At 43.1% G+C, this 21,725-nt stretch carries 18 protein-coding genes and 1 rRNA gene (1 of these 19 cut by a window edge); 13 read left to right on the top strand and 6 right to left on the bottom strand.

Annotated features, from left to right (window positions below; genetic code table 11):
* The first annotated feature begins 14 nt into the window (after positions 1–14).
* The 4 genes from ccoG (at position 15) to ilvN (ending at position 7,184) form a co-directional block, all read left to right on the top strand.
* Positions 15–1,487, top strand: coding sequence for a cytochrome c oxidase accessory protein CcoG (gene ccoG / locus ACZ5O6_RS09000; RefSeq protein ID WP_447091890.1), 1,473 nt, complete (start codon positions 15–17; stop codon positions 1,485–1,487).
* 141 nt (positions 1,488–1,628) lie between these two features.
* Positions 1,629–4,283, top strand: coding sequence for an ATP-dependent chaperone ClpB (clpB, locus tag ACZ5O6_RS08995; protein ID WP_447091891.1), 2,655 nt, complete (start codon positions 1,629–1,631; stop codon positions 4,281–4,283).
* Positions 4,284–4,956: 673 nt separating this feature from the next.
* Positions 4,957–6,693 carry an acetolactate synthase 3 large subunit gene (locus ACZ5O6_RS08990; RefSeq protein ID WP_447091892.1) on the top strand — a complete coding sequence of 579 codons (1,737 nt, stop codon included), beginning with the start codon at positions 4,957–4,959 and terminating at the stop codon, positions 6,691–6,693.
* The gene (ilvN, locus tag ACZ5O6_RS08985; RefSeq protein ID WP_447091893.1) at positions 6,690–7,184 is read left to right on the top strand and encodes an acetolactate synthase small subunit; all 495 of its coding nucleotides are present in this window, start codon (positions 6,690–6,692) and stop codon (positions 7,182–7,184) included. The genes ACZ5O6_RS08990 and ilvN overlap by 4 nt, the downstream gene beginning before the upstream one ends.
* A gap of 109 nt (positions 7,185–7,293) precedes the next feature.
* Here the strand turns inward: ilvN and ACZ5O6_RS08980 are convergent, their stop codons facing one another.
* Positions 7,294–7,620 (bottom strand): thioredoxin family protein, encoded by a 327-nt coding sequence (locus tag ACZ5O6_RS08980; RefSeq protein WP_447091894.1) that lies wholly within the window; start codon positions 7,618–7,620, stop codon positions 7,294–7,296.
* Between the two features lie 209 nt (positions 7,621–7,829).
* On the bottom strand, positions 7,830–8,429 hold the full coding sequence (locus tag ACZ5O6_RS08975) for a peroxiredoxin family protein (protein ID WP_447091895.1): 600 nt from the start codon (positions 8,427–8,429) through the stop codon (positions 7,830–7,832).
* Positions 8,430–8,578: 149 nt separating this feature from the next.
* Here ACZ5O6_RS08975 and ACZ5O6_RS08970 point away from each other — a divergent pair, with 149 nt between their 5' ends.
* Positions 8,579–9,781 carry an amino acid aminotransferase gene (locus ACZ5O6_RS08970; RefSeq protein WP_447091896.1) on the top strand — a complete coding sequence of 401 codons (1,203 nt, stop codon included), beginning with the start codon at positions 8,579–8,581 and terminating at the stop codon, positions 9,779–9,781.
* A 231-nt stretch (positions 9,782–10,012) separates the two neighbouring features.
* Entirely contained in the window at positions 10,013–11,065 is a 1,053-nt protein-coding gene (locus tag ACZ5O6_RS08965; protein ID WP_447091897.1) for a glycosyltransferase family protein, read from the top strand.
* Here the strand turns inward: ACZ5O6_RS08965 and ACZ5O6_RS08960 are convergent.
* From ACZ5O6_RS08960 to ACZ5O6_RS08950, 3 genes are read right to left on the bottom strand one after another with little or no spacing between them, the layout of a single operon-like run.
* Complete coding sequence (locus ACZ5O6_RS08960) at positions 11,049–11,456, bottom strand: RidA family protein (RefSeq protein WP_447091898.1); 408 nt, start codon at positions 11,454–11,456, stop codon at positions 11,049–11,051. The two genes, ACZ5O6_RS08965 and ACZ5O6_RS08960, sit on opposite strands and share 17 nt — an antisense overlap.
* The gene (greB, locus tag ACZ5O6_RS08955; protein WP_447091899.1) at positions 11,437–11,982 is read right to left on the bottom strand and encodes a transcription elongation factor GreB; all 546 of its coding nucleotides are present in this window, start codon (positions 11,980–11,982) and stop codon (positions 11,437–11,439) included. Before greB ends, ACZ5O6_RS08960 begins: the two co-directional genes overlap by 20 nt.
* Positions 11,982–14,072: a S9 family peptidase gene (locus tag ACZ5O6_RS08950; protein ID WP_447091900.1), complete on the bottom strand. Its 2,091-nt coding sequence runs from the start codon at positions 14,070–14,072 to the stop codon at positions 11,982–11,984. The genes greB and ACZ5O6_RS08950 overlap by 1 nt, the downstream gene beginning before the upstream one ends.
* A gap of 43 nt (positions 14,073–14,115) precedes the next feature.
* On the opposite strand from ACZ5O6_RS08950, the gene tilS reads away from it, so the two are divergent.
* Positions 14,116–15,573: a tRNA lysidine(34) synthetase TilS gene (gene tilS, locus ACZ5O6_RS08945; protein WP_447091901.1), complete on the top strand. Its 1,458-nt coding sequence runs from the start codon at positions 14,116–14,118 to the stop codon at positions 15,571–15,573.
* A gap of 27 nt (positions 15,574–15,600) precedes the next feature.
* Positions 15,601–16,290 carry a class I SAM-dependent methyltransferase gene (locus ACZ5O6_RS08940; protein ID WP_447091902.1) on the top strand — a complete coding sequence of 230 codons (690 nt, stop codon included), beginning with the start codon at positions 15,601–15,603 and terminating at the stop codon, positions 16,288–16,290.
* A 20-nt stretch (positions 16,291–16,310) separates the two neighbouring features.
* On the opposite strand, the gene ilvY is transcribed toward ACZ5O6_RS08940, so the two are convergent.
* Positions 16,311–17,165: an HTH-type transcriptional activator IlvY gene (gene ilvY / locus ACZ5O6_RS08935; RefSeq protein WP_447091903.1), complete on the bottom strand. Its 855-nt coding sequence runs from the start codon at positions 17,163–17,165 to the stop codon at positions 16,311–16,313.
* 184 nt (positions 17,166–17,349) lie between these two features.
* Here ilvY and ilvC point away from each other — a divergent pair, with 184 nt between their 5' ends.
* The 5 genes from ilvC to ACZ5O6_RS08910 form a co-directional block, all read left to right on the top strand.
* Positions 17,350–18,366, top strand: coding sequence for a ketol-acid reductoisomerase (gene ilvC, locus ACZ5O6_RS08930; protein WP_447091904.1), 1,017 nt, complete (start codon positions 17,350–17,352; stop codon positions 18,364–18,366).
* 219 nt (positions 18,367–18,585) lie between these two features.
* On the top strand, positions 18,586–18,933 hold the full coding sequence (locus tag ACZ5O6_RS08925) for a MerR family transcriptional regulator (RefSeq protein WP_447091905.1): 348 nt from the start codon (positions 18,586–18,588) through the stop codon (positions 18,931–18,933).
* Between the two features lie 89 nt (positions 18,934–19,022).
* Complete coding sequence (locus ACZ5O6_RS08920; RefSeq protein ID WP_447091906.1) at positions 19,023–19,919, top strand: PhzF family phenazine biosynthesis protein; 897 nt, start codon at positions 19,023–19,025, stop codon at positions 19,917–19,919.
* A 163-nt stretch (positions 19,920–20,082) separates the two neighbouring features.
* Positions 20,083–20,925 carry a CDP-diacylglycerol--serine O-phosphatidyltransferase gene (pssA, locus tag ACZ5O6_RS08915; RefSeq protein ID WP_447091907.1) on the top strand — a complete coding sequence of 281 codons (843 nt, stop codon included), beginning with the start codon at positions 20,083–20,085 and terminating at the stop codon, positions 20,923–20,925.
* Positions 20,926–21,703: 778 nt separating this feature from the next.
* Positions 21,704–21,725 (top strand): 16S ribosomal RNA (locus ACZ5O6_RS08910) (it continues 1,512 nt past the right edge of the window).

Raw genomic sequence — 21,725 nt, 5'->3', positions numbered from 1 at the left:
CCGTAGGATGGCTTATGACCGAAAAAAGAGACGATCAGAAAACGAGCGAAGCATCGCCTATTCGATACGTTAATCTTTACGAGTCAGAAGAAAAAGTCTACATCCGAAAAATCTCTGGGTTTTACCAATCATTACGGCGCTATGCCGGCCTGCCGCTAATGCTCGGCTTTTTACTGTTGCCGTGGTTGACCATTGATGCTCGGCCTGCGGTATTGTTTGACCTTCCAGCTCGTCAGTTTCATATATTTTGGGTCACGTTCGGCCCGCAAGATGGTATGTTACTGGCGTGGTTGCTGATTATTTCTGCGTTTGCTTTGTTCACGGTGACCGCTTTTTTAGGTCGAGTATGGTGCGGCTTTACTTGTCCACAAACGGTATGGACATTAATGTTTATATGGGCCGAGCACTTTTGTGAAGGGGATCGTAATAAACGCATAAAATTAGATCAAGGGCGGTGGACGCTAGAAAAATTATTGCGAAAAAGTAGTAAGTATTTCCTCTGGTTTATTATCTCTTTTATTACAGGCTTTACTTTTGTTGCCTACTTTTATCCCGTTCGCGAATTGTTGGTGAGTTTTGTCCCCTACTTTAACGATGCAGGTTTTCTTGTTTTTGACAGCTTTACTGCCGTATTTTGGACATTATTTTTTACCGTAATGACCTATATGAATGCCGGCTTTCTGCGAGAGCAAGTGTGCAAGTATATGTGCCCTTATGCACGGTTTCAGTCGGTTATGTATGACGAAGACACGTTGGCTGTTCATTATGATGTTGCCAGAGGTGAGCCACGTGGTGCTCGTAAAACAACAAAAGTAACAAAAACCCCCCTAACGAATAATAAACAACCCGAAGAAACAGAGCAGGGCGATTGCGTTGATTGCTCGTGGTGTGTGCAAGTGTGCCCTGTTGATATTGATATTCGTGATGGATTGCAGTACGAGTGTATTAATTGCGGTTTATGTGTTGATGCTTGCAATGCGGTCATGGACAAAATGGATTACCCAAGAGGCTTAATTCGCTTCACAAGCGATGATGAATTAGAAAACGGTCATACAAAATATTTGCGACCGAGAGTATTTGCTTATATCGGTATTCTGATCATTTTATGTGGTTTGTTTGTCTATACGGTTGCGAATCGACAACCATTAACGATTGATGTGAGTCGTGACCGTGGTGCACAAATGTACCGTATCCGTAGTGGTCAAGTACAAAACGTCTATATGATAAAAATTAATAATATGGATCGGCAAGAGCACGAATATACCGTCGAAATTGATGCGGATCAGCCTTTTGTATTGTCTAAACCAAGAAGAATATTGTTGGATGAAGGCGAAATTTTTTCGATTCCTGTTCGAGTGAGCATTCCTCGTGAGCAGTTGCAAGGCATCAAAAGCCAAGTGCGCTTTACAGTGCGCGCACTCGGTGACGACACAATTGTTGCTCAAGAAAGTGCAACATTTATTGGACCATCGTTACCTTCTCCCTAAACGTTATTGTTAATGTATCGCTACGTTTAAGTGTATGTTTTCTTTTCCGAGCTATGCTTGAATTTAGTCTTATCTCCCCACATGTTATACGTGTATCAATAAACCTGTTTTTTGTTTGATTAAACATAGAGAACTTTTGTTATGCGCATCGATCGTTTAACTAACCAACTGCAAACAGCATTATCTGACGCTCAATCCCTAGCATTGGGTCGTGATCACTCTCGACTAGAACCCTTACATGTGTTGTCAGCAATGCTTAATCAGCATAGTGGCACAGTAAGGCCGTTGTTGGCACAAGCCGGCTTTGATACCGCCGGTTTACGCAATGAGTTAGCTAAGCAATTAGATGCTTTGCCGAAAATACAAAGCCCTAATGGTGATATTCAAATGTCCCCAGAAATGGGGCGATTGTTAAATCTTGCGGATAAAAAGTCACAAGACAATGGCGATGCTTACATCTCTAGTGAGAGCCTATTATTGGTGGCGATGGAAGATGGTGCGACTAGCTTGGGTAAATTATTACTTGCTCATGGAGACCTTACGCGTGTTAAACAGGCTATTGATAAGGTGCGAGGGGGTGAAACCGTCGATAACCCTGATGCCGAAGAAAATCGTCAGGCCTTAGAAAAATATACCGTCGATTTAACCAGTCAGGCCGAAGCTGGAAAGTTAGATCCTGTTATTGGACGCGATGATGAAATTCGTCGAACGATTCAGGTATTACAGCGTCGCACCAAAAATAACCCGGTATTAATTGGTGAGCCAGGAGTCGGTAAAACGGCCATTATCGAAGGCTTAGCGCAACGTATCGTTAATGGTGAAGTGCCCGATGGATTAAAAGAAAAGCGCGTATTGTCTCTCGACTTGGGCTCATTATTGGCCGGCGCCAAATTTCGTGGTGAGTTTGAAGAGCGTTTAAAAGCCGTGATTAACGAATTATCCAAACAAGAAGGCCGCATCATTATTTTTATTGATGAGCTGCACACCATGGTCGGTGCAGGTAAAGCCGATGGCGCAATGGATGCAGGCAATATGCTAAAACCTGCACTGGCTCGCGGTGAACTGCATTGTGTTGGTGCTACGACGCTGAATGAGTATCGCCAATTTATAGAAAAAGATACCGCGCTCGAACGCCGCTTTCAAAAAGTATTAGTTGAGGAGCCATCTGAGTCTGACACGATTGCTATATTACGTGGCTTAAAAGAGCGTTATGAAGTGCATCATGGTGTTGATATTACCGATGCTGCAATCATCGCGGCAACTAAATTATCGCAGCGTTATATTACTGATCGGCAATTACCCGATAAGGCAATTGATTTAATTGACGAATCAGCCAGCCGCATTCGAATGGAAATTGATTCTAAACCCGAAGCCTTAGATCGTTTAGAGCGCCGACTTATCCAGTTAAAAATTGAACGCGAAGCCGTCAAAAAAGACGACGATCAAGCCTCTCGTCTACGTTTAGCAACAATGGATAAAACCATTGAGGGTATCGAAAAAGAATACCAAGACTTAGAAGAAATATGGAGTACCGAGAAAGTTGCCTTGCATGGTACGGTTGAAATAAAAGCAACATTAGAGCAAGCGCGAGTGGATATGGACGCGGCAAGGCGCGCCGGTGACCTTGAGCGTATTTCGCAGCTACAGTATGGGGTTATTCCTGAGCTGGAAAAACAACTAGAAGCCGCTGATCAAACGGATATGACTGAGACGAAGTTACTACGCAACAAAGTGACTGATGAAGAAATTGCCGATGTTGTTTCTAAATGGACAGGCATTCCGGTATCAAAAATGCTCGAAGGTGAACGCGATAAATTACTGCGTATGGAAGAAGAACTGCATCGCAATGTGATGGGGCAAGAGCAAGCGATTGTTGCTGTCTCTAATGCGGTGCGTCGTGCACGCGCAGGCTTGTCGGATCCTAACCGACCCAATGGTTCGTTCCTTTTCTTAGGGCCAACAGGTGTCGGTAAAACCGAACTATGTAAAACACTGGCTGAATTTTTATTCGATAGCCCCGATGCCATGGTGCGTTTAGATATGTCGGAGTTTATGGAAAAGCATGCCGTGGCTCGGCTTATTGGCGCACCTCCAGGGTACGTTGGTTATGAAGAGGGTGGTTACTTAACAGAGGCTGTTCGCCGCCGCCCTTACGCCGTGCTTTTGTTGGATGAAATTGAAAAAGCCCATCCCGATGTCTTTAACATTCTTTTGCAAGTGTTAGAAGATGGGCGTTTAACCGATAGTCAGGGTCGCACCGTTGATTTCCGTAATACCGTGATTGTAATGACGTCTAATCTTGGTTCTGATGCTATTCAAGAAATCGCGCAGAATCGCTCTTTTGATAATGTGAGTTTTGATTTGCCGGATCTTGCCGGAGAAGTGACAGAAGCAGCCGATGTTGAAAATCAGCATAAATACGATGTGATGAAGTCTGCAGTAATGGAAGTGGTGGTTCAGCATTTTCGACCAGAGTTTATTAACCGCGTAGACGAAGCGGTTGTCTTTCATCCGCTCACTAAAGAGCAAATACGAGGTATTGCAGAAATTCAACTCAGTGGGCTTAAACGACGTTTAGTTGATAGAGGTATTACTCTTCAGCTTACCAATGAAGTTTTGGATAAATTAGCGGATGCCGGTTTTGATCCTGTTTACGGTGCAAGACCGCTCAAACGTACGATTCAACAGCTGCTAGAAAACCCCTTAGCTCAATGTTTGTTAGCGGGCGAGTTTGGCACTGGAGATACCGTTAAGGTATTACTAGACGATAAGACGAATATTTATTTTGAAAAATAAAAAGCTATCTGTGGTGCATTCTAAAATTTCGAACAAAAAATCAGATTGTTTCTTCAGCAGCGCGCTGTAAATATATCCTATAAGCTTCGTGCAGCTTGACCTATATGGAAGTAGGGAATACAGGTTTTGCAGGAGCAAAAACCTGTCTCTGCTGCCAAGAGTTGCTGAAGAAACAACTTGCTCTTCTGTTCTATCATTTGCCACATCAAATGCGCCATAAGTGAGGCTGTCTGCCAATCCGTACATACTGGTTATTGGTATTGATTGCTTCGCGACACTTGTTAATTTTTGATCAATGGCGGTATAATCCGCGATACGGACATAGATTTCGCACGTATAAAACGAGCAAGTCGAATTATGTGGCGTAAACCATTCAAAGCTGAAGGTTTATGAGGCTTATTTTACAGGTTACCGCCTGTAACGTTTGTCTCCTAGACGGCTAACTTACCGGTTAGTTTCGAGGCCCTTTCCGCAAGCCTATTGTGCTCATGTAGCCAGTAGTCTTCTATTGATCAGCACATCGTGCTTGATGAATATTTAACATTTTATGAGCAATACACTCGCACTAGTCGCTTGTCTAGATTTTCTGTTTTCGGATTAACTTCCACAGAACTCAGCATGCATAGTGTGCACTTATGCTCTATTTTATCTTATGAGTTAAGAGGGTTTCCTAATGGAAAAGCTTTCAGGTGGTGATTTATTATTACGCGCCCTAAAAGACGAAGGTGTCGAATTATTATTCGGCTACCCGGGTGGCGCAGCGTTACATATTTACGATGCTATTTTTCGTCAACAAGATGTTCGACATATCCTAGTTCGTCATGAACAAGCAGCAACACATGCTGCCGATGGCTATGCACGAGTAACCGGTAAAGTCGGTAGCGTGCTAGTGACATCAGGCCCCGGCGCAACTAATGCTATTACCGGTATTGCAACGGCTTATATGGATTCTATTCCGATGGTGGTTATTTCGGGACAAGTGCCAAGTAGTAAAATCGGTGAAGATGCCTTCCAAGAGACTGACATGATGGGGGTTTCTCGGCCTATCGTAAAACATAGTTTTATGGTGCAAGACCCTAGCGAAATTCCGACGATTGTTCGTAAAGCCTATTATTTAGCCGCATCGGGTCGACCTGGGCCGGTAGTAATCGACATACCCAAAGATATGACAGACCCCGATCATTTGTATGATTACGTTTTTCCAGAAAAAGTGTCTATTCGTTCTTATACACCTAATGTTAAAGGTCACGGTGGACAAATTCGCAAAGCGGCGGCGGCTTTACTCGAATCGAAAAAGCCCGTGGTGTATATCGGTGGCGGCGCTATTGCTGGCAAAGGCCCTGAGTTAGTCACGCAGCTCGTTAAACAACTTAATTTACCGATTACCAGTACTTTAATGGGCTTAGGGGCTTACCCAAGTACCGACAAGCAATTTATTGGTATGCTCGGCATGCATGGCACGTACGAAGCGAATACCGCTATGCACAACAGCGATCTTATTTTAGCGGTAGGCGCCCGGTTTGATGATCGTGTGACGAATGCATTAGATAAGTTTTGCCCTTATGCAAAAATTATTCACATTGATATTGATCCTGCTTCTATCTCTAAAACCATTGCTGCACACATCCCCATTGTGGGCTCTGTTGAATCGGTCATAACTGACATGATAAAAGCGGTGGATCAGTCAAAGTTACAACTCGATCAAGAGGCGTTGCAAGCGTGGTGGGATGAAATTAACGATTGGCGAGAAAAACACGGTTTATATACCAAAAACCGTTTTGATACGTCGGGCGATATGCTGAAGCCTCAAGAAGTCGTGCAAGCGGTTCACAAAGTAACACAGGGTAAGGCTATTGTTACCACTGATGTGGGGCAACACCAAATGTTTTCTGCTCAATACTACCTGTTTGATCAAGCAAGAAAGTGGGTGACATCCGGTGGACTGGGCACCATGGGCTTTGGTATTCCTGCCGCGATGGGCGCGCAATTTGCAGATCCTGATGCGACCGTTGTTTGTTTTACCGGTGAAGGTAGTGTGCAAATGTGTATTCAAGAATTATCAACCTGCACGCAATATAAGTTGCCGATTAAAATTATTAATATTAATAACCAAGCACTTGGTATGGTTAGGCAGTGGCAAGATATGAATTACGAAAGTCGCTATGCAGAAACCTTGTATGAAGACTCGTTGCCAGATTTTATTAAGTTGGCGGAAGCTTATGGTCATGTCGGCATTAAGGTGACCAAGCGTGAAGAGTTAGAGCAGAAGCTGGAAGAGTGTTTTGCTATGAAGGATCGCGTGGTATTTATGGATATTTATGTTGATCAAAATGAACACGTATACCCAATGCAAATACCCCTGCAATCTGTTGGCGATATGTTTTTAAGTAAGACGGAGCGTACCTCATGAATAAACGTATTATCTCCATCCTAATGGAAAATGCTCCTGGAGCCCTATCTCGTGTAGTTGGGTTATTTTCTCAACGTGGATACAATATTGAATCTCTCAGTGTAGCGCCAACGGAAGATGAAACCATTTCTCGTCTAACGCTTACCACGCTGGGTAATGATCAAAAAATTGAGCAAATTACTAAAAACCTCAATAAGATCGTTGATGTTATTAAGCTCATCGAATTGTCTGAAAGCTCATATGTAGAGCGTGAGCTGATGATGATTAAAGTAAAAGCAACGGGAAATATGCGAGAAGAGCTCAAGCGTAGTGTTGATATTTTTCGTGGTCAAATCATTGATGTAACACCTAATATCTACACAGTGCAATTAGTCGGTGACAACGCTAAATTGACAGCTTTTATACAAGCAGTGGGTGAGGCGGTTGTATTAGAAGTGGTCAGAACCGGTATTTCTGGCATTAGCCGTGGCGATAAGGTACTTAGCTTATAGTGAGCCACTAATGTTTTGAGTGATAGAGTCAATTAAGGGCGTACCGAATGTTATTCGATACGCCCTTTTTAGTGCCTATTTATGTTTTTTGATAGCCGATTATATTTGGCTATCGCTGTCTTTCTAGTTGTTCTAAAGCAACCCTAATATCTTCTTTTGATGATACACCTTGTAATGTATTTGTTCGCCGTCCCTGCTTATCAAAAAATAGTAGCGTGACGTGAGGAACTTGGTATTGTTGTGCGAAGTTAGCTCCCTTCTTCGATAAAATATTCGCTGTTTTAAACTGAATCTTATCCTTAAAGCCTGTTTTAACGCTATCGAGGTTGCTTTTTAATTGTCGACATAGACGGCAGTTTTGGTCATGTACTTGTACGACAGTAGGGGTTCCGTTACCGACGACAGATAAGTCGTATTGCACTTTATTAAACGACATGTAAAACCAAAAAGTGCCGGCGAGTAAGCTGAGTAATAAAATATAGAAAATACTTTTTTGGAAAAAATTCTTCCATTTCTTGTAGAGGTTTTTGTGTGTGTTTTTATGTTTTTTGTGAGTCTTCTTATTTTTTTTCATGATGTAGTAATGGCTTCTATATTATTAAGTCAGTATGTGATTGGGTGGCGAGAGCCAAAAAATTAACGACGCTAAACAGACTGCGTATGCAAAAAATTGATGAGTTTATCCATGTCGATATGAAAGTCGTTAAATACCACCATGCCATCAGGGTCGATCACAATAATCCAAGGTGTGCCCCCCGTTCGGTAAGATTGCATGGTAGTGGGATAGCGCGCAGGGTTGTCTCTGGGAAGATCGACATTGCCGGGATCATGCCCAAAGGGGATGTTTAATTCATAACGTAACTGATTTTTACGCAATGCATCGCTAGTGTTACTTGAAAACCCCTCAAATGTGGTTTGAATGGCGACAGGAACAATAAGATCATTATTAGGAAACGCCGATACTAACTTTTGCAGATTAGGAAAACTAACGGAATGGCAGGCAGGGCACCACTCTTGAAAGCATTTGAGATAAATCCATTTGCCTTTATGTGCGGCCACAGAAAATGCATCTTGCGTTTTCCCATCGCCATTAATCCATTGGCCAATTCGTAATTCAGGTGCAGAGACGCCTTTAATGCCACGTGAAGATTGCGCACTAAGAGTAGGCGATGTGCCCGCTATTCCGATAGCCCCTAAGCCCATAGCACTTTGTTGTATAAACTGGCGTCGTGATAAGTTGTACATAATGGCGGGTTCCAACATTTTTATGGTTAGAGCTTACGTAAGCGTTTCTTAACAAAGTATGAACAAATCACCGTAGCTATCTATGTGCTTCCATATATTGCTAAAATATAAATATTCTTATCAATGTATTAATAATGAGTGATCGAACGATGTTTAATGTCTTAAACCCATTGCCTGCAGACCCTATTTTGAATCTTGTTGTTGAATGCAATGCAGACAATAACCCGAATAAAGTCGATTTGGGTGCTGGTGTTTATAAAAATGAGCAAGGCCATACGCCTATTATGTCGGCTGTTCAGGCGGCCCAATCCTATTGGTTGGAGCAAGAAACGACAAAAACTTATATTAGCCCTGCGGGCTTGGTTGGCTTTAATGATGCAATGATCGATTTATTGTTGGGAGAATCTCACCCTGCGATCAGAGATAAGCGCGTTGTTGGTGTACAAGCACCCGGTGGATGTGGTGCGCTTAATATTGCCGGTCATTTAATTCAGCGTTGTAACCAGCAGCGGCCAACACCGGCGACAGTATGGATTTCTACTCCGACATGGGCGAATCACATTCCTTTGTTGGGTAGTTGTGGCTTACATTTACAAGAGTATCCTTATTATGATGGCGAAAAGCAGGGCATTGATTTTGATGCAATGATGGAAGGCCTGTCAGCAATAAAAGAAGGGGATATTGTCTTATTACACGGTTGTTGCCATAACCCATCAGGGGCTGATCTTAATCATGAGCAGTGGCGTACATTGGCTACTTTTTTAAATACGAAAGGCGCTATTCCTTTTGTGGATGTGGCTTATCAAGGGTTGGGTGATGGCTTAGATGAGGATGCGTGGGGTATGCGACACCTTGCTGAACAGTGTCCAGAAATGATTATTGCCAGCTCTTGCTCAAAAAATTTTGGTTTATACCGTGAGCGCGTTGGCGTTGTGCTGGTTATCGCTAAAAATTCGGTGGCTGCCGATACGAGTAAGGGGCAACTGTTGAGCATTGCAAGAGGTATTTACTCTATGCCACCTAATTATGGCGCCGCATTAGTCAATATTATTTTGGCAAATTCTGCGCTTAAACTGCAATGGCAAACAGAGCTAACCGTTATGCGTGAACGTATTTCAGGCCTGCGTGTCGATTTGGTTAAGCAATTGCAGGCGGCGGGTGCGGGTTCGCGTTTCGATTATATTCAACATGAAAAAGGCATGTTTTCATTTTTGGGTATTTCACCCGAGCAGGTGCAGCGCTTAAAGCAGCAACACAGTGTTTATATGGTTAATTCTAGCCGCATTAGTGTTGCGGGTTTAAGCGAAACGAATATGCCGTACGTTGTCGAGTCTTTGTTGTCGGTTTTGTAGTATGAAAGCTATACAGTTAAGGAGCCTCTGAACAAGTCATGCGTAGTTTTTCGCTGGCTAACACAGCGTATTTTTCGTTGAATATTTCGCCAATAGCTCGCTATTACCTTCAATATTCGTCTCAAATACACTCATTTTATTCCACCGAAAATCTCACTCAGACAGATTCAGAAGTTCCTTAAGTATGTTATCGTAAATATCAGTTATAACCATCAGTCAAAAGTGACAATCATGAAAGTACTGTTTTTATATTTAGGTAAAAAAGGCGAGAAAAAATCTGCTTTTTTTGATGCAGAAGCAAAAAAGTCGAATATTGATGTGACCGCACGTTCTATACCTAATCACAAAGGTAAGCGATCGGTTTTTTTGTCTGCACTGACCACTCCTCTCGATCAAAAAAAGTATGATGCGATTGTAACGACTGAGTATTTTCTCGCTTTTGCTATTAATCTGCGTTTATTTCTATTCGGGAAAAAAGTTAAGCATATCATTTATGGTTTAAATCAAAGTGCGAGATTGTTACGTTTTTCCAATACTCTTTTAAATCGTTTGATTAGTAAAATATTCAATCAAGCCGATTGGGTTGTAACACATTCACGGGCAGAAATGAGACTTTTTCATCAGGTGCATGATATAGATCAGAAAAAATTTGTTTTTTCACATTGGGGTTTTGATTTACCGAAGATTAAAGAAGATTTTTTTTCTGGCAAAGATAAACCTTATTTATCATTTGTCGGCAGAAATAATAGGGATATACATACTTTTTGTGAAGCGATAAAAGGCCTTGATATTGATGGGGTTGTGATTACTTCTAAAAACAATGCACCGAAATTTTCAGTGCCCGATAATGTTGAGCTTCATTATGATCTTAATATGGATGCCTGTATTAGTTGCATGCGACATGCAGTCATTAATGTTGTACTTGTCAATGATGATGAGCGTGGAGCCGGACATATTACTATCGTGGCCTCGATGCTAATGAAGAAACCACAAATAATTTCTGATGTCTCAGTAGTGAAAGAATATTTTGTTGATAGTGTACATGGCGTGTCGGTGCCTATTGGCGATCATGTTGCCGTAAAAAAAGCGATTAATTTTTTACGCAGTAATCAAGATGCGTCCGAGTACGCGGAGCAAGCCTATCAGTATGCGAATAAATATTTTACTAATACTTACTCATCAAAGCGTCTGGTTGCTATTTTGAATAGCGTGTATGCGAATGCCGCGCCTGACGCTTGTGAGCCACAGTGGTTCGAGGAATATCAAGCTATTTCTCAGGTCTAAATACTTGTAAATCTATCTCCACCAATGCATTGCCTGCTAGGCCATTAGTACCTACACATGTTCTAGCCGGTAAGCGATCCGCAGGGAAGTAGCTCTTATACGTCTGATTCATTGCATCATAATCACGATTAAAATGAGTCAAGTAAATTCTTGCCCGCACAACGTGTTCCCAGCCCAATTGCAAGTTTGTGAGTACGTTATGTAGATTGCTCATTACTTGGTGCGTTTGTGCTTCAATACCTTCTGGCATGGGGCGGCTATTGTCTTCTGGATCCATAGGCATTTGCCCCGTCACTTCAATCCAGCCATTAACCTCTACCGCATGAGAAAAAGGCGCAATTTTATCTGGCCCATTACTAAAGTTGTGAAATTTAAGTGTGTTCGTCGTCATTATTATTACCTGATTGGTGGGTGATAGATTGACCATAATCGATGTGTTCGATAAGAAAGTTCTGCTCGCCGTTAGGTGTTTGAATCGTGACTTCATCACCGAGTTGCTTTTTGAGTAACGCTTTAGCAATAGGAGAATCCATACTGACTTTGTTTTTCTTAATGTCGAACTCATCCGGCCCCACAATCTGATAACGGCGAGTTTCTTCATCGTCATCTAGCAGCGTGACCCACGCGCCAAAATAAACCGTCTCTATATCGGCGGGAATACGATCAACAATGGTTAGCACTTCTAAGCGTTTCGTTAAAAAGCGTACGCGGCTATCTATTTCTCTTAAGCGTTTTTTTCCGTAAATGTAATCGCCGTTCTCAGAACGGTCACCATTTTTTGCCGCCTCATGCACGGCATCCGTCACTTGCGGCCGCTCAACCTTCCACAGGTGTTTGAGTTCTGCATTTAGACGTTCAGCGCCTTCGGCCGTGATATACGGTGAGCCCTTTTCTCTCGGTGGTCGCCAGCGTCCCATTAGTGGTTGTCATCCGTTGCGATTTTCGTCACCAATGTTGTGACAAAGGGAACACTAATGCTTGATTGATCGATAGGTAGCTCGAATATGTTAGCGTAAAAAGCGTATTCTACATCGATGGCATAGCGGATATTCTGAGCTTGGCGAAAGCCATGCCCTTCGTTTTCAAAGGTGACATAAGCGACGGGAATATTTTTTTCGCAGAGCGCGTTCACCATCGCTTCTGCTTGATTGGGGGGCACAACTTTATCGTCGAGGCCCTGTAAAAAAATGACGGGGCAATTGAGCTTTTCGATATGTTGTAGAGGAGAGCGTGCGTTATAGAGGGATTGTTCTCTGAGCTTGTCTTTTTCAAGAGAAATACCGACCAATTGGTCACAGTAGCGCGATTCAAATTTATGTGTATCCTCGGCCAGTGCAGATAAATCACCAATACCATATAAGCTGGCGCCAGCTTTAAATGTATTCGTAAACGTGAGCGCAGCAAGTACGGAGTAACCGCCGGCACTGCTACCACGAATCGCCATTTTATCCGCATCGACAGTGCCTTGGTCGATTAAGAACTGCGCGCCACTACATAAATCATCAACATCCAATACTCCCCACTGCTGATAGAGGCGGCGGCGATAATCTCGGCCGTATCCTGTGCTGCCGCTGTAATTAATATCAAAAACGCTAAATCCGCGACTTGTCCAATATTGAATTTTTAAGTTTAAGCCTGTACTGGTTGCACCGGTTGGGCCGCCATGACACATCACCAGTAGAGGAGGCTTGCTTTCTGTATTATTGGGCAAGCTCACACGGTCGTTTTTTGGTGGGTAATAAAGTCCGTGTACCTCCTGCCCTTGGCTATTTTCAAATGTGATGCTTTCAGGGAAAGATAACTGTCCGTTGGGTAGTGTAGCGTTCTGACTTTTTTCAATGATTTGCCAGTGTTCTTTTGTCCAATAAATTAATGCATCACTTTGTTGACTATTGGCACCAATAAATAATGCGGTGTCGTTATCATCTTGACAGGCGATACCATGAATATCGGTAAAAGGGGAGTCATGTGGGGTGAAGGTATGCGATAGTAAATCAATCGTTGCTAAATGCCATTTGCCTTTTTGTGTATAGGTGCAAAACAAGGTATAGCTATTAAGAAAGCCGTATGTCGACATCCCAAAAATCCATTGCGGTGTGGCAAATTCGGCGGGCATATCGACTAAGGTTTCGGTGTATTTATTGTAAGTGTTGTACGAGTAAATATTCCACCAATTATTGCGATCAGAAACGAAGAGTAAATCTCCAGTGGGTGACCACTGAGGCTGAAAAACAGACTCGCCCGATGGATGTTGACTCGATACTCCCCCTGCGACTTTACGATGCTTGTTGAGCATGCCCGCATGCGTAAAATCAGCAATCCAACACTCGCTGTTATCCCACGGCATGTCGGGGTGGTTCCATGTTAGCCATGCGAGCTTCTCATGATCGGGAGAAATACTAGGATTTGAATAAAAGTCGTTACCAAATACTAGTACATTAAAACCGATAATTGATGACCCATCTAGCCGTAAGCTAACAATCGTGTTTTCGGGTTCTTTGGGTGTTTCTCCATGACGGTGTATTTCACACACGGCGATGAGTTGTTGTCGGTGTGTGTCAATGTATAAGTCCGCATAACGATAGTCTACTTGTGCGCTGTTTTCCGGTGATAGCACTTGTGGTGTTTGTGCTTCCCTCTCGGACGTCGTAGCGGTGAAGTCAATAGGCATTGAATACACCCGCTGGTCTTTAGCGTTCACAAAATAGATGGTGTCATCTTTTACACAATAACTTCCACCACCATATTCGTGCACTTTACTGCGCACACTCATAGAGGTTGGAGTGATTTCAATAGTGGCTTGCTCAAGGTCGGCGGGCTGACAGACAACAACGCAGCGACCTTGTTCTTCAGGGCGCTGTTCCAGCCAGTAGCAATGGCCATTGTCTAAGCAGGGCTCGCCAAGGCGTACAGCGTTTGTGGTGAGTTGCTCACTGCTAATGTTTGATGGCCATGCGCCATAGGCTGTTTCTTTATCTGTGCTATCTGTCGATTGGGTTTTCGTCATGGGATACCGTAAAATGTTTGTTCTTAACTAGGTGAGGCCACCCGTGTCTATTGATAATTCCATTCTAGCGCATATTTCTCAATGCCGACTACTACAAGCCACAGGGCAGACTGCTCAGCGAGTGGTGGTTGCCTATAGTGGTGGCGTGGATTCTAGTGTGTTGTTGCATGGCTTAGTAGCAGCGGCTCGTCAGTCTTTAATCCCTATTAATATCTCTTCCATTGTCGCCTTGCATATTAATCATCAGTTATCACCACAGGCGGATCAATGGCAGCAACATTGTGAGCAATTTGCACAGCAATTAGGAGTGACTTACTACAGTCAAACCGTTGCTATTAAAAATGGTGGGCAAGGCATTGAAGCGGCGGCGCGAACGGCGCGCTATGCGATTTTTGAAGACTATTTACAACCCAGTGATTGCTTAGTGCTAGGGCATCATCAGCAAGACCAAGCAGAAACACTGTTGTTTCGGCTCTGTCGTGGTGCGGGCGTTAAAGGCTTGGCGGCTATGCCAGCCAGTCGTGCGCTGGGCTGTGCCGTTTTATATCGCCCGCTGTTGGAAGTAAGCCAACAAGCAATTGTGCAGTATGCGCAGCAGCATCAATTAACGTGGGTGGATGATCATAGCAATGTTGATGATCAATATGATCGAAATTTTTTACGTCACCAAGCCATACCGCTTTTACAGCAACGTTGGTCTTCGTTAGTTTCGCAGTTGTCGACAACCGCAATCACAATGGCACAGACGCAAGCGTTGTTAACAGAATTTGCCAAGGAAGATTTCTCACGCGTAGATGAAAAAAAAGCACGCACAGGATTTAGCGTTAATCTTCAGGCGTTAGCGGCCTTGTCATTGCCGCGTAGAAACAATGTGCTGCGTTATTGGTGCGAGCGGCATGATGTTAGTTTGCCGACGAATGAGCAATTATCAGCGCTCAACCAGCAATTTTTTGATGTAGAGTTACCAGAAGCACCGTGCGAATTGGATGAACTGAAAGCATCGATAGTGACTAGTAAAGTATCTCCCGCTAAGGCTTGTGTTTCTTGGGGTCGTTGCGAGGTACGTTATTTCTCTGGCCGCTTATATTTAATGATAGCGCTCCCTAAATTTATTGCGCCGCCAGAAATAGAGTGGGATGGAATAAGTGATGTGGATCTTCAAGGAGCGGGGATGTTACGCGTCGTTAATAAGCCGTCTGATGTTGATTGTGCATATCAAAAAACGCATGAAAAAACGACATCAAACGGCATTAGCCTGACAGCTCAAGCCTATCAGATACGTTGGCGACAAGGCGGTGAACGCTGCACCCCAGCAGATCGACAGCATTCTCAAACAGTGAAAAAGCTATTGCAAGAATATCAACTAGAAACATGGCTGCGTGATCGTGTGCCATTAATTTATGCAGATGATGAATTGGTTGCGGTGGGTGATTTGTGGGTGAATAAAGGCTATGAATTAGAAGTAGGCAATTTAAGCGCTGTTGTTCAGTGGTATTTATAATTATTTTAATCTATTAACGGAGTGCTAATGAAAAAAGATCAATTAACCGTCGACAGTCATGTTAATCAATATATATCGGATAACTCCTTGCGTGAGTCCAACGTATTACAGCAGTTGCGTATAGAAACCGCCAAAGACCCCGCCGCTATTATGCAAATCCCCGCGGAGCAAGGGCAGTTAATGGCTTTGCTTGTTAAGTTAATGGACGCTAAAAAAACAATTGAAATTGGTGTTTATACGGGCTACAGCGCATTATGTGTTGCGCAGGCATTACCGGATGATAGCTATACCGTAGCGTGTGATATGAATGAAGAATGGACGGCAATTGCGCAAAAGTACTGGAAGGCTGCAGGCGTGAATGAAAAGATTGATTTGCGTATTGCGCCGGCGCTCAATACGTTGCAGTCGTTAGTCGATGCTGGGCAGGGGGGTACATTTGATTTTGTATTTATTGATGCAGATAAAAAGAATTATGATCATTATTACGAGTTATCACTGCAGTTGCTACGCTCTGGTGGTTTGATTGCAATAGATAATGTATTGCTATTTGGCTCGGTCATAGATTTTTCTCTATTGAGTGATGCACTGCAAAAAATGCTGAGTGTTGACGATGTTGAAGCGATTAAGGCACTGAATAAAAAAATAAAATTGGATCAGCGGGTAGATATTAGTATGTTATCTATGGCTGACGGTATTACGTTAGCCTATAAGAGATAATCAAGAAGTCGTTTGTGGGATTACGGCGTTAACGAATCCCATAAGGCTTTCACCACAGGATTCTGTAAACGTTTTTTTTGCGCACATAAGCCAACATCAATGGGGGTGAAGAGCGGTTGGTGATCGACTTCTTTGACTTGCCTTACCAGAGGGCTGTTATCCAGCACAATTTTAGGGACTATGCCTATCCCAAATCCTAAACTTACCATGCTCACAATCGCCTCGTTACCAGATACTTGCGCATAAATTGTTGGCTTGAGGTTTTTCTGCTGAAACCACGTGTCTACTCGTTTTCTGATTAAGCCTTTTTCTGAAACGATTAGCGGCATACGTTCCCAAACTTTGTCATTGTCGGCATCGTTGGGTGCAATCATCACTAGCGGTGATGTGGCTATACGCTTAAAGTCTAACTTGTTGGGTAGTTTGTCTGGCCTTGCGCCGATGGCAAGGTCATCGCTGTCTTTAAGTACATTGTTGATGGCATCTTCAGAGTCTCCGGTACGTAAAGTAATTGCTATTTTAGGGTGAGCTTTGCGAAATTCGCTCAAAATAGTGTATAAAAAACTGTAGCTGGCAGTGACCGAGCAGTAAATACTAATTTCACCTTGAAGTTCTTGTGTTTCTTGCATTAATGATTGTTTAAAGCCTTGCCATAAATTGAGCGATTGTTTGGCGTAAGCCTGAAATAGTCGCCCTTCTTTTGTGAGTTGTACCGATCGGTTATCGCGTTCAAATAGTGGTGTACCTAATGATTCTTCTAACTGTTGAATGTTGCGAGTTAAGGCGGACGGGCTAATATGCATCGCTTGGCTGGTGCGACCAAAGTGTAGCGTCTCGCATAGGTGTAAAAATAATTGTAAGGGGCGATTATCCATAAGAGGCTTCCGAGAGTCGTGCTGTTGATCGTGCGATAACTTGGTATTGCATTTTGAAGAATAGTATTTTGCTAATATATCATTTTACGCAATAGTCGGCATTCTCTATAATGTTCGCCAATTAAAATCTGGAGCTAAAGTTTATGTGCTTTAGTCTCTCTTCAAATGTCTAAAGGGGCAACGCATGAAAGTGTTTTACGATAAAGATTGTGATCTATCGATCATCAAGGGCAAAAAAGTATCTATTATTGGTTATGGTTCACAAGGCCATGCTCACGCCTGTAACCTAAAAGACTCCGGTGTTGATGTTACTGTAGGTTTACGTGCAAACTCATCATCGGTTGCTAAAGCCCAAGCGCACGGCTTGAAGGTGGCTGAAGTGGCTGCTGCTGTTGCCTCTGCAGATGTAGTCATGATCTTAACGCCTGACGAATTTCAAGGTCAGCTTTACAGAGAAGAAATTGAGCCAAATATCAAGCAGGGTGCAACTTTAGCGTTTGCTCACGGTTTTGCTATTCATTACAACCAAGTAGTACCACGTGCTGACTTGGACGTTATCATGATTGCACCTAAAGCGCCGGGTCATACTGTACGTAGCGAATTTGTTAACGGTGGTGGTATTCCTGATCTTATCGCTGTATTCCAAGATGCATCGGGCCAAGCAAAAAATGTTGCTTTGTCTTACGCTTCAGGTGTTGGCGGTGGTCGTACGGGTATCATCGAAACCACATTTAAAGATGAAACAGAAACAGACTTGTTCGGTGAGCAAGCAGTACTTTGTGGTGGCGCGGTTGAATTAGTAAAAGCCGGCTTCGACACATTAGTAGAGGGCGGTTACGCTCCAGAAATGGCTTACTTTGAATGTTTGCATGAGTTGAAATTGATTGTTGATCTAATGTACCAAGGCGGTATTGCAGATATGAACTACTCAATCTCTAACAATGCTGAATATGGTGAGTACGTTACCGGTCCTGAAGTCATCAATGCGGAATCACGTGCGGCAATGAAGAACGCGTTAACGCGTATTCAAAACGGCGAATACGCAAAAATGTTCATCACCGAAGGCGCAACTAATTACCCATCAATGACGGCTTATCGTCGTAACAATGCGGCACACGGTATTGAAAAAGTGGGTGCAGAGCTACGTGCAATGATGCCTTGGATCACCGATTCAAAAATTATCGACAAAGACAAAAACTAATTCCTTTTTGTTGGGGTCGATAAAAAGCCGAAGGCGGATAACCGTCTTCGGCTTTTTGCGTTATGGGCTTGTAAATAATATAAATCTATAACGAGTATGCATGATCCCCGCAGTCAATGGGTTAGTTTTTGAGCGTTCGATGAAATAAAATAAGGATTTACTTTATGCATTGTCATTCGTTATTTTTGCATAAATCGCTATTTTCCAGAGAGGAGATTTATGAAAATTAGTCGGGTTAGCAAAGAAACGGGGTTGAGCGCGTATACCTTACGATATTATGAAAAGCTGGGCTTTATAGAGCCGGAAAAAGATAGCGCAGGTTACCGCAATTACAGTAGCGACGATCTTGAGCTGCTTAACTGGATTGCGTGTTTGAAAAAATCAGGTATGACTCTTGATGCGATTAAGTGCTACGTGCAAGTTGAGCGGTATTCAGATACTGAAGCGCAGACGGAGCTGTTAAATTTGCACTTAGAGAAATTGTTTCAGCAGCAAAAAGATATCAAGCATTACGTTGAGGTGACGCAAAATAAGCTCCGCACCTTGCGGTCAAAGATCAATCATTAATTTCTTTTCAAAAAATGCTTGCCTTAGAGTGTACTCGAATGTTTTACCATGGTTTTACTCACATTAATTAACGTTAGAGGGTAAAGATTATGGTAAATAGAGAGAAAAGCGTAGATGTAGCTATTGTTAGTGCTTTTATTGACGGCGATACAGGTGGTAACCCCGCAGGGGTTGTTCTTAATGCAGATACATTAAACCACGAAGATAAGCTATCCATTGCTCAGCAAGTCGGTTTGTCGGAAACCGCGTTTGTGTCTGAATCAACTATTGCTGATTTTACACTCGATTTTTATACGCCTACGCGACAAATAGCCCACTGTGGTCATGCAACCGTCGCCACATTTAGTTACCTTTCGCAGAAGGGCCTCGTCGGTACGGGACTTGGTTTTACCGGACGCTCTTCTAAGCAAACGATTGACGGACCGCGCGATATTTTGATTCAAAAAGATCAAGCCTATATGGAGCAATCAGCCCCCCGCTATGAAAACGTCGAAGATGACCAAGCGGCTATCTTGGCATCACTCGGGCTTACGCCAGATCAATTGATAACGGCCCCCACGTTGGTGAATACCGGTAATTCTTTCATTCTTGTTAGCGTTGATAGTGAAGCAACCTTGTCGGAAATACAGCCTAATCAAGACCAAATTAGCACAATTTCTGATAAATATGATCTTATCGGTTTCTACGTATTTACTACTGAAGCCAAGGTAGACGGTCGTGATGCGGGTGCGCGTATGTTTGCCCCTCGATACGGTATTAACGAGGAAGCTGCTACCGGCATGGCCGCAGGGCCATTGGCTTGCTTGCTGCGTGATCGGCTCAGCATGCCCAAAGAAACGTTTGTTATAGAGCAGGGCAATTTTATGGCAGTACCTTCACCAAGTGTTATTGCGGTTAATTTAGTAATTGAAGGTGGTGCGATTACATCTTTGATGGCTGGTGGTGAGGGCAGGTTTGTTCGGCAAATGACTGCAGCGTTACCATAATGTGGTCTTTAGCGAGCTTCCGTCTCATGACGGTCGTTTGTTTTATGTAGCGCGTTTCTGAAAAGTGTCGAAGTCTTTACACGTCCATACTATCGCGTATCATTGCTAATCAAATAAGGCACAAGCCACACCCTCGTTATTTTAGGAAGCGTCATATAATCGTATGAGTAATACAACCTCAAAAGAAGATAAAAAAGAAGGCAACCCATCGGCTCGCGAAAGCTTGCCCATTATTGACGAGTTAATTGATGAGCACGTAGAGGAGGTGTCGGAAGGCGGTAAAAAGGTCAGGCATAAAGGTATTTATTTATTGCCTAACCTGTTTACCACGGGTGCGTTGTTTAGTGGTTTTTACGCCATAGTTGTTAGCATGTCGGGTCAGTTCGAGGCAGCGGCCATCGCCATCTTTGCATCCATGATCTTGGATGGGCTAGATGGTCGTGTCGCGCGTCTAACGAATACGACTAGCTCCTTTGGTCTTCAATACGATAGCTTGGCCGATATGGTGTCATTTGGCGTGGCTCCGGCTATCGTTGCTCTCAATTGGGGGTTGTTGTCGCTAGATAATAAATTCGCTTGGGCGGCATCTTTTGCGTACGTCGCTTGTGTTGCTCTTAGGCTGGCGAGGTTTAATACGCAAACAGAATTTACCGATAATCGCTTCTTTATTGGTTTAGCGAGCCCAGCTGCCGCCGCTATTGTGGCTTCAGTGGTTTGGGTTTGGCACGATGCAGTTGTTGCTCCTGTTTTTGCCATTGCTATGGCGGTTGGCATGGTGTTTTTGGGGTTGTTGATGGTCTCTAATTTTAAATACAATAGTTTTAAAGGTGTAGACCTCAAGGGGAGGGTGCCTTTTGCTGTGCTGCTGTTAGTGATTTTTATCTTTGTACTAATTGCTAGCAATCCACCAACGGTCTTGTTAGCTATTGTCTTGATTTATGGATTGTCGGGTCCGGTACTTTGGGGTTGCAGGCTCTTTTCAAAAGCGGGCCTCAAAAAAAATTAGTCGCCCTAGTTGCGTTTGGTTATAGCTTGGCATTTTGTAGAGATATCAGGCTATAGTCTTTTTGTGTTTTATCTGATTTCTTTTAAGCTTAACCTGCCTTCACTCCCTCCCTCTTGTTTTGAGTTCGATGCCGCCTAGTTGTCCCTCGCCCCATATGCTTTTGTTGACTGGTTCTGGTCTACTTCTGAGGTTTTAAAGGGATTAAGTAATTATTTTTTTAAAACTTAAAAAAAGAGTTGCGGTAATGCGTTTAGTCCGTATAATGCGCGCCTCGCTTGTCAGGAATGGCAGAGAAAGAGCGTTTGTAATGTGTTTTTTTATACTTGTTTTGTTGGATTTAAATTAATTTAAAATTTAACAAAATTAAGGGTTTACAAATGATCTGAGGAGCGTATTATGCGCGCCTCGCTTGTCGGGAACGACGAGGAAATGTTGTTGTGAGGTTGAGAGTTTTTAGGTGCTGAAGCACAAAAAAATAATCAAATAAAAGCTTTACAAAAACAAAACGGAGCGTATAATTCGCCTCCCGCATCTAGCTCAAGTGGCTAGATTGCAACACCGATAACCGCGCGTTATCGGGCTATTTAACAACATAAAACAAGCAATGCGTGTGGGCACTTGTGGATGATAAGTAAAAAATTATCAATACAAGTGACTCATTAATTCATTTAAATGATGTTACGTTTTAGTATTGAGCAAAATTAGATGGTGCTGACTTTGAGGTTGTGGTCGTAAGATTGCAACAATTAAAGCAGCGCGAGCCATCAAACATGATATTAAACTGAAGAGTTTGATCATGG

The sequence above is a fragment of the Eionea flava genome (assembly GCF_055393785.1).
This window is presented reverse-complemented; position numbering and strand designations above follow the sequence as displayed.

What these genes read in the sequence shown, in the direction of transcription:
- pssA (WP_447091907.1), top strand. Translation starts at nt 20,083, where the DNA reads ATGAGTAATACAACCTCAAAAGAAGATAAAAAAGAAGGCAACCCATCG.
- ccoG (WP_447091890.1), top strand. Translation starts at nt 15, where the DNA reads ATGACCGAAAAAAGAGACGATCAGAAAACGAGCGAAGCATCGCCTATT.
- ACZ5O6_RS08970 (WP_447091896.1), top strand. Translation starts at nt 8,579, where the DNA reads ATGTTTAATGTCTTAAACCCATTGCCTGCAGACCCTATTTTGAATCTT.
- ACZ5O6_RS08960 (WP_447091898.1), bottom strand. Translation starts at nt 11,456, where the DNA reads ATGACGACGAACACACTTAAATTTCACAACTTTAGTAATGGGCCAGAT.
- ACZ5O6_RS08950 (WP_447091900.1), bottom strand. Translation starts at nt 14,072, where the DNA reads ATGACGAAAACCCAATCGACAGATAGCACAGATAAAGAAACAGCCTAT.
- ilvC (WP_447091904.1), top strand. Translation starts at nt 17,350, where the DNA reads ATGAAAGTGTTTTACGATAAAGATTGTGATCTATCGATCATCAAGGGC.
- ilvN (WP_447091893.1), top strand. Translation starts at nt 6,690, where the DNA reads ATGAATAAACGTATTATCTCCATCCTAATGGAAAATGCTCCTGGAGCC.
- ACZ5O6_RS08925 (WP_447091905.1), top strand. Translation starts at nt 18,586, where the DNA reads ATGAAAATTAGTCGGGTTAGCAAAGAAACGGGGTTGAGCGCGTATACC.
- clpB (WP_447091891.1), top strand. Translation starts at nt 1,629, where the DNA reads ATGCGCATCGATCGTTTAACTAACCAACTGCAAACAGCATTATCTGAC.
- ACZ5O6_RS08980 (WP_447091894.1), bottom strand. Translation starts at nt 7,620, where the DNA reads ATGTCGTTTAATAAAGTGCAATACGACTTATCTGTCGTCGGTAACGGA.
- ACZ5O6_RS08965 (WP_447091897.1), top strand. Translation starts at nt 10,013, where the DNA reads ATGAAAGTACTGTTTTTATATTTAGGTAAAAAAGGCGAGAAAAAATCT.
- ACZ5O6_RS08975 (WP_447091895.1), bottom strand. Translation starts at nt 8,429, where the DNA reads ATGTACAACTTATCACGACGCCAGTTTATACAACAAAGTGCTATGGGC.
- ACZ5O6_RS08940 (WP_447091902.1), top strand. Translation starts at nt 15,601, where the DNA reads ATGAAAAAAGATCAATTAACCGTCGACAGTCATGTTAATCAATATATA.
- ACZ5O6_RS08990 (WP_447091892.1), top strand. Translation starts at nt 4,957, where the DNA reads ATGGAAAAGCTTTCAGGTGGTGATTTATTATTACGCGCCCTAAAAGAC.
- ACZ5O6_RS08920 (WP_447091906.1), top strand. Translation starts at nt 19,023, where the DNA reads ATGGTAAATAGAGAGAAAAGCGTAGATGTAGCTATTGTTAGTGCTTTT.
- greB (WP_447091899.1), bottom strand. Translation starts at nt 11,982, where the DNA reads ATGGGACGCTGGCGACCACCGAGAGAAAAGGGCTCACCGTATATCACG.
- ilvY (WP_447091903.1), bottom strand. Translation starts at nt 17,165, where the DNA reads ATGGATAATCGCCCCTTACAATTATTTTTACACCTATGCGAGACGCTA.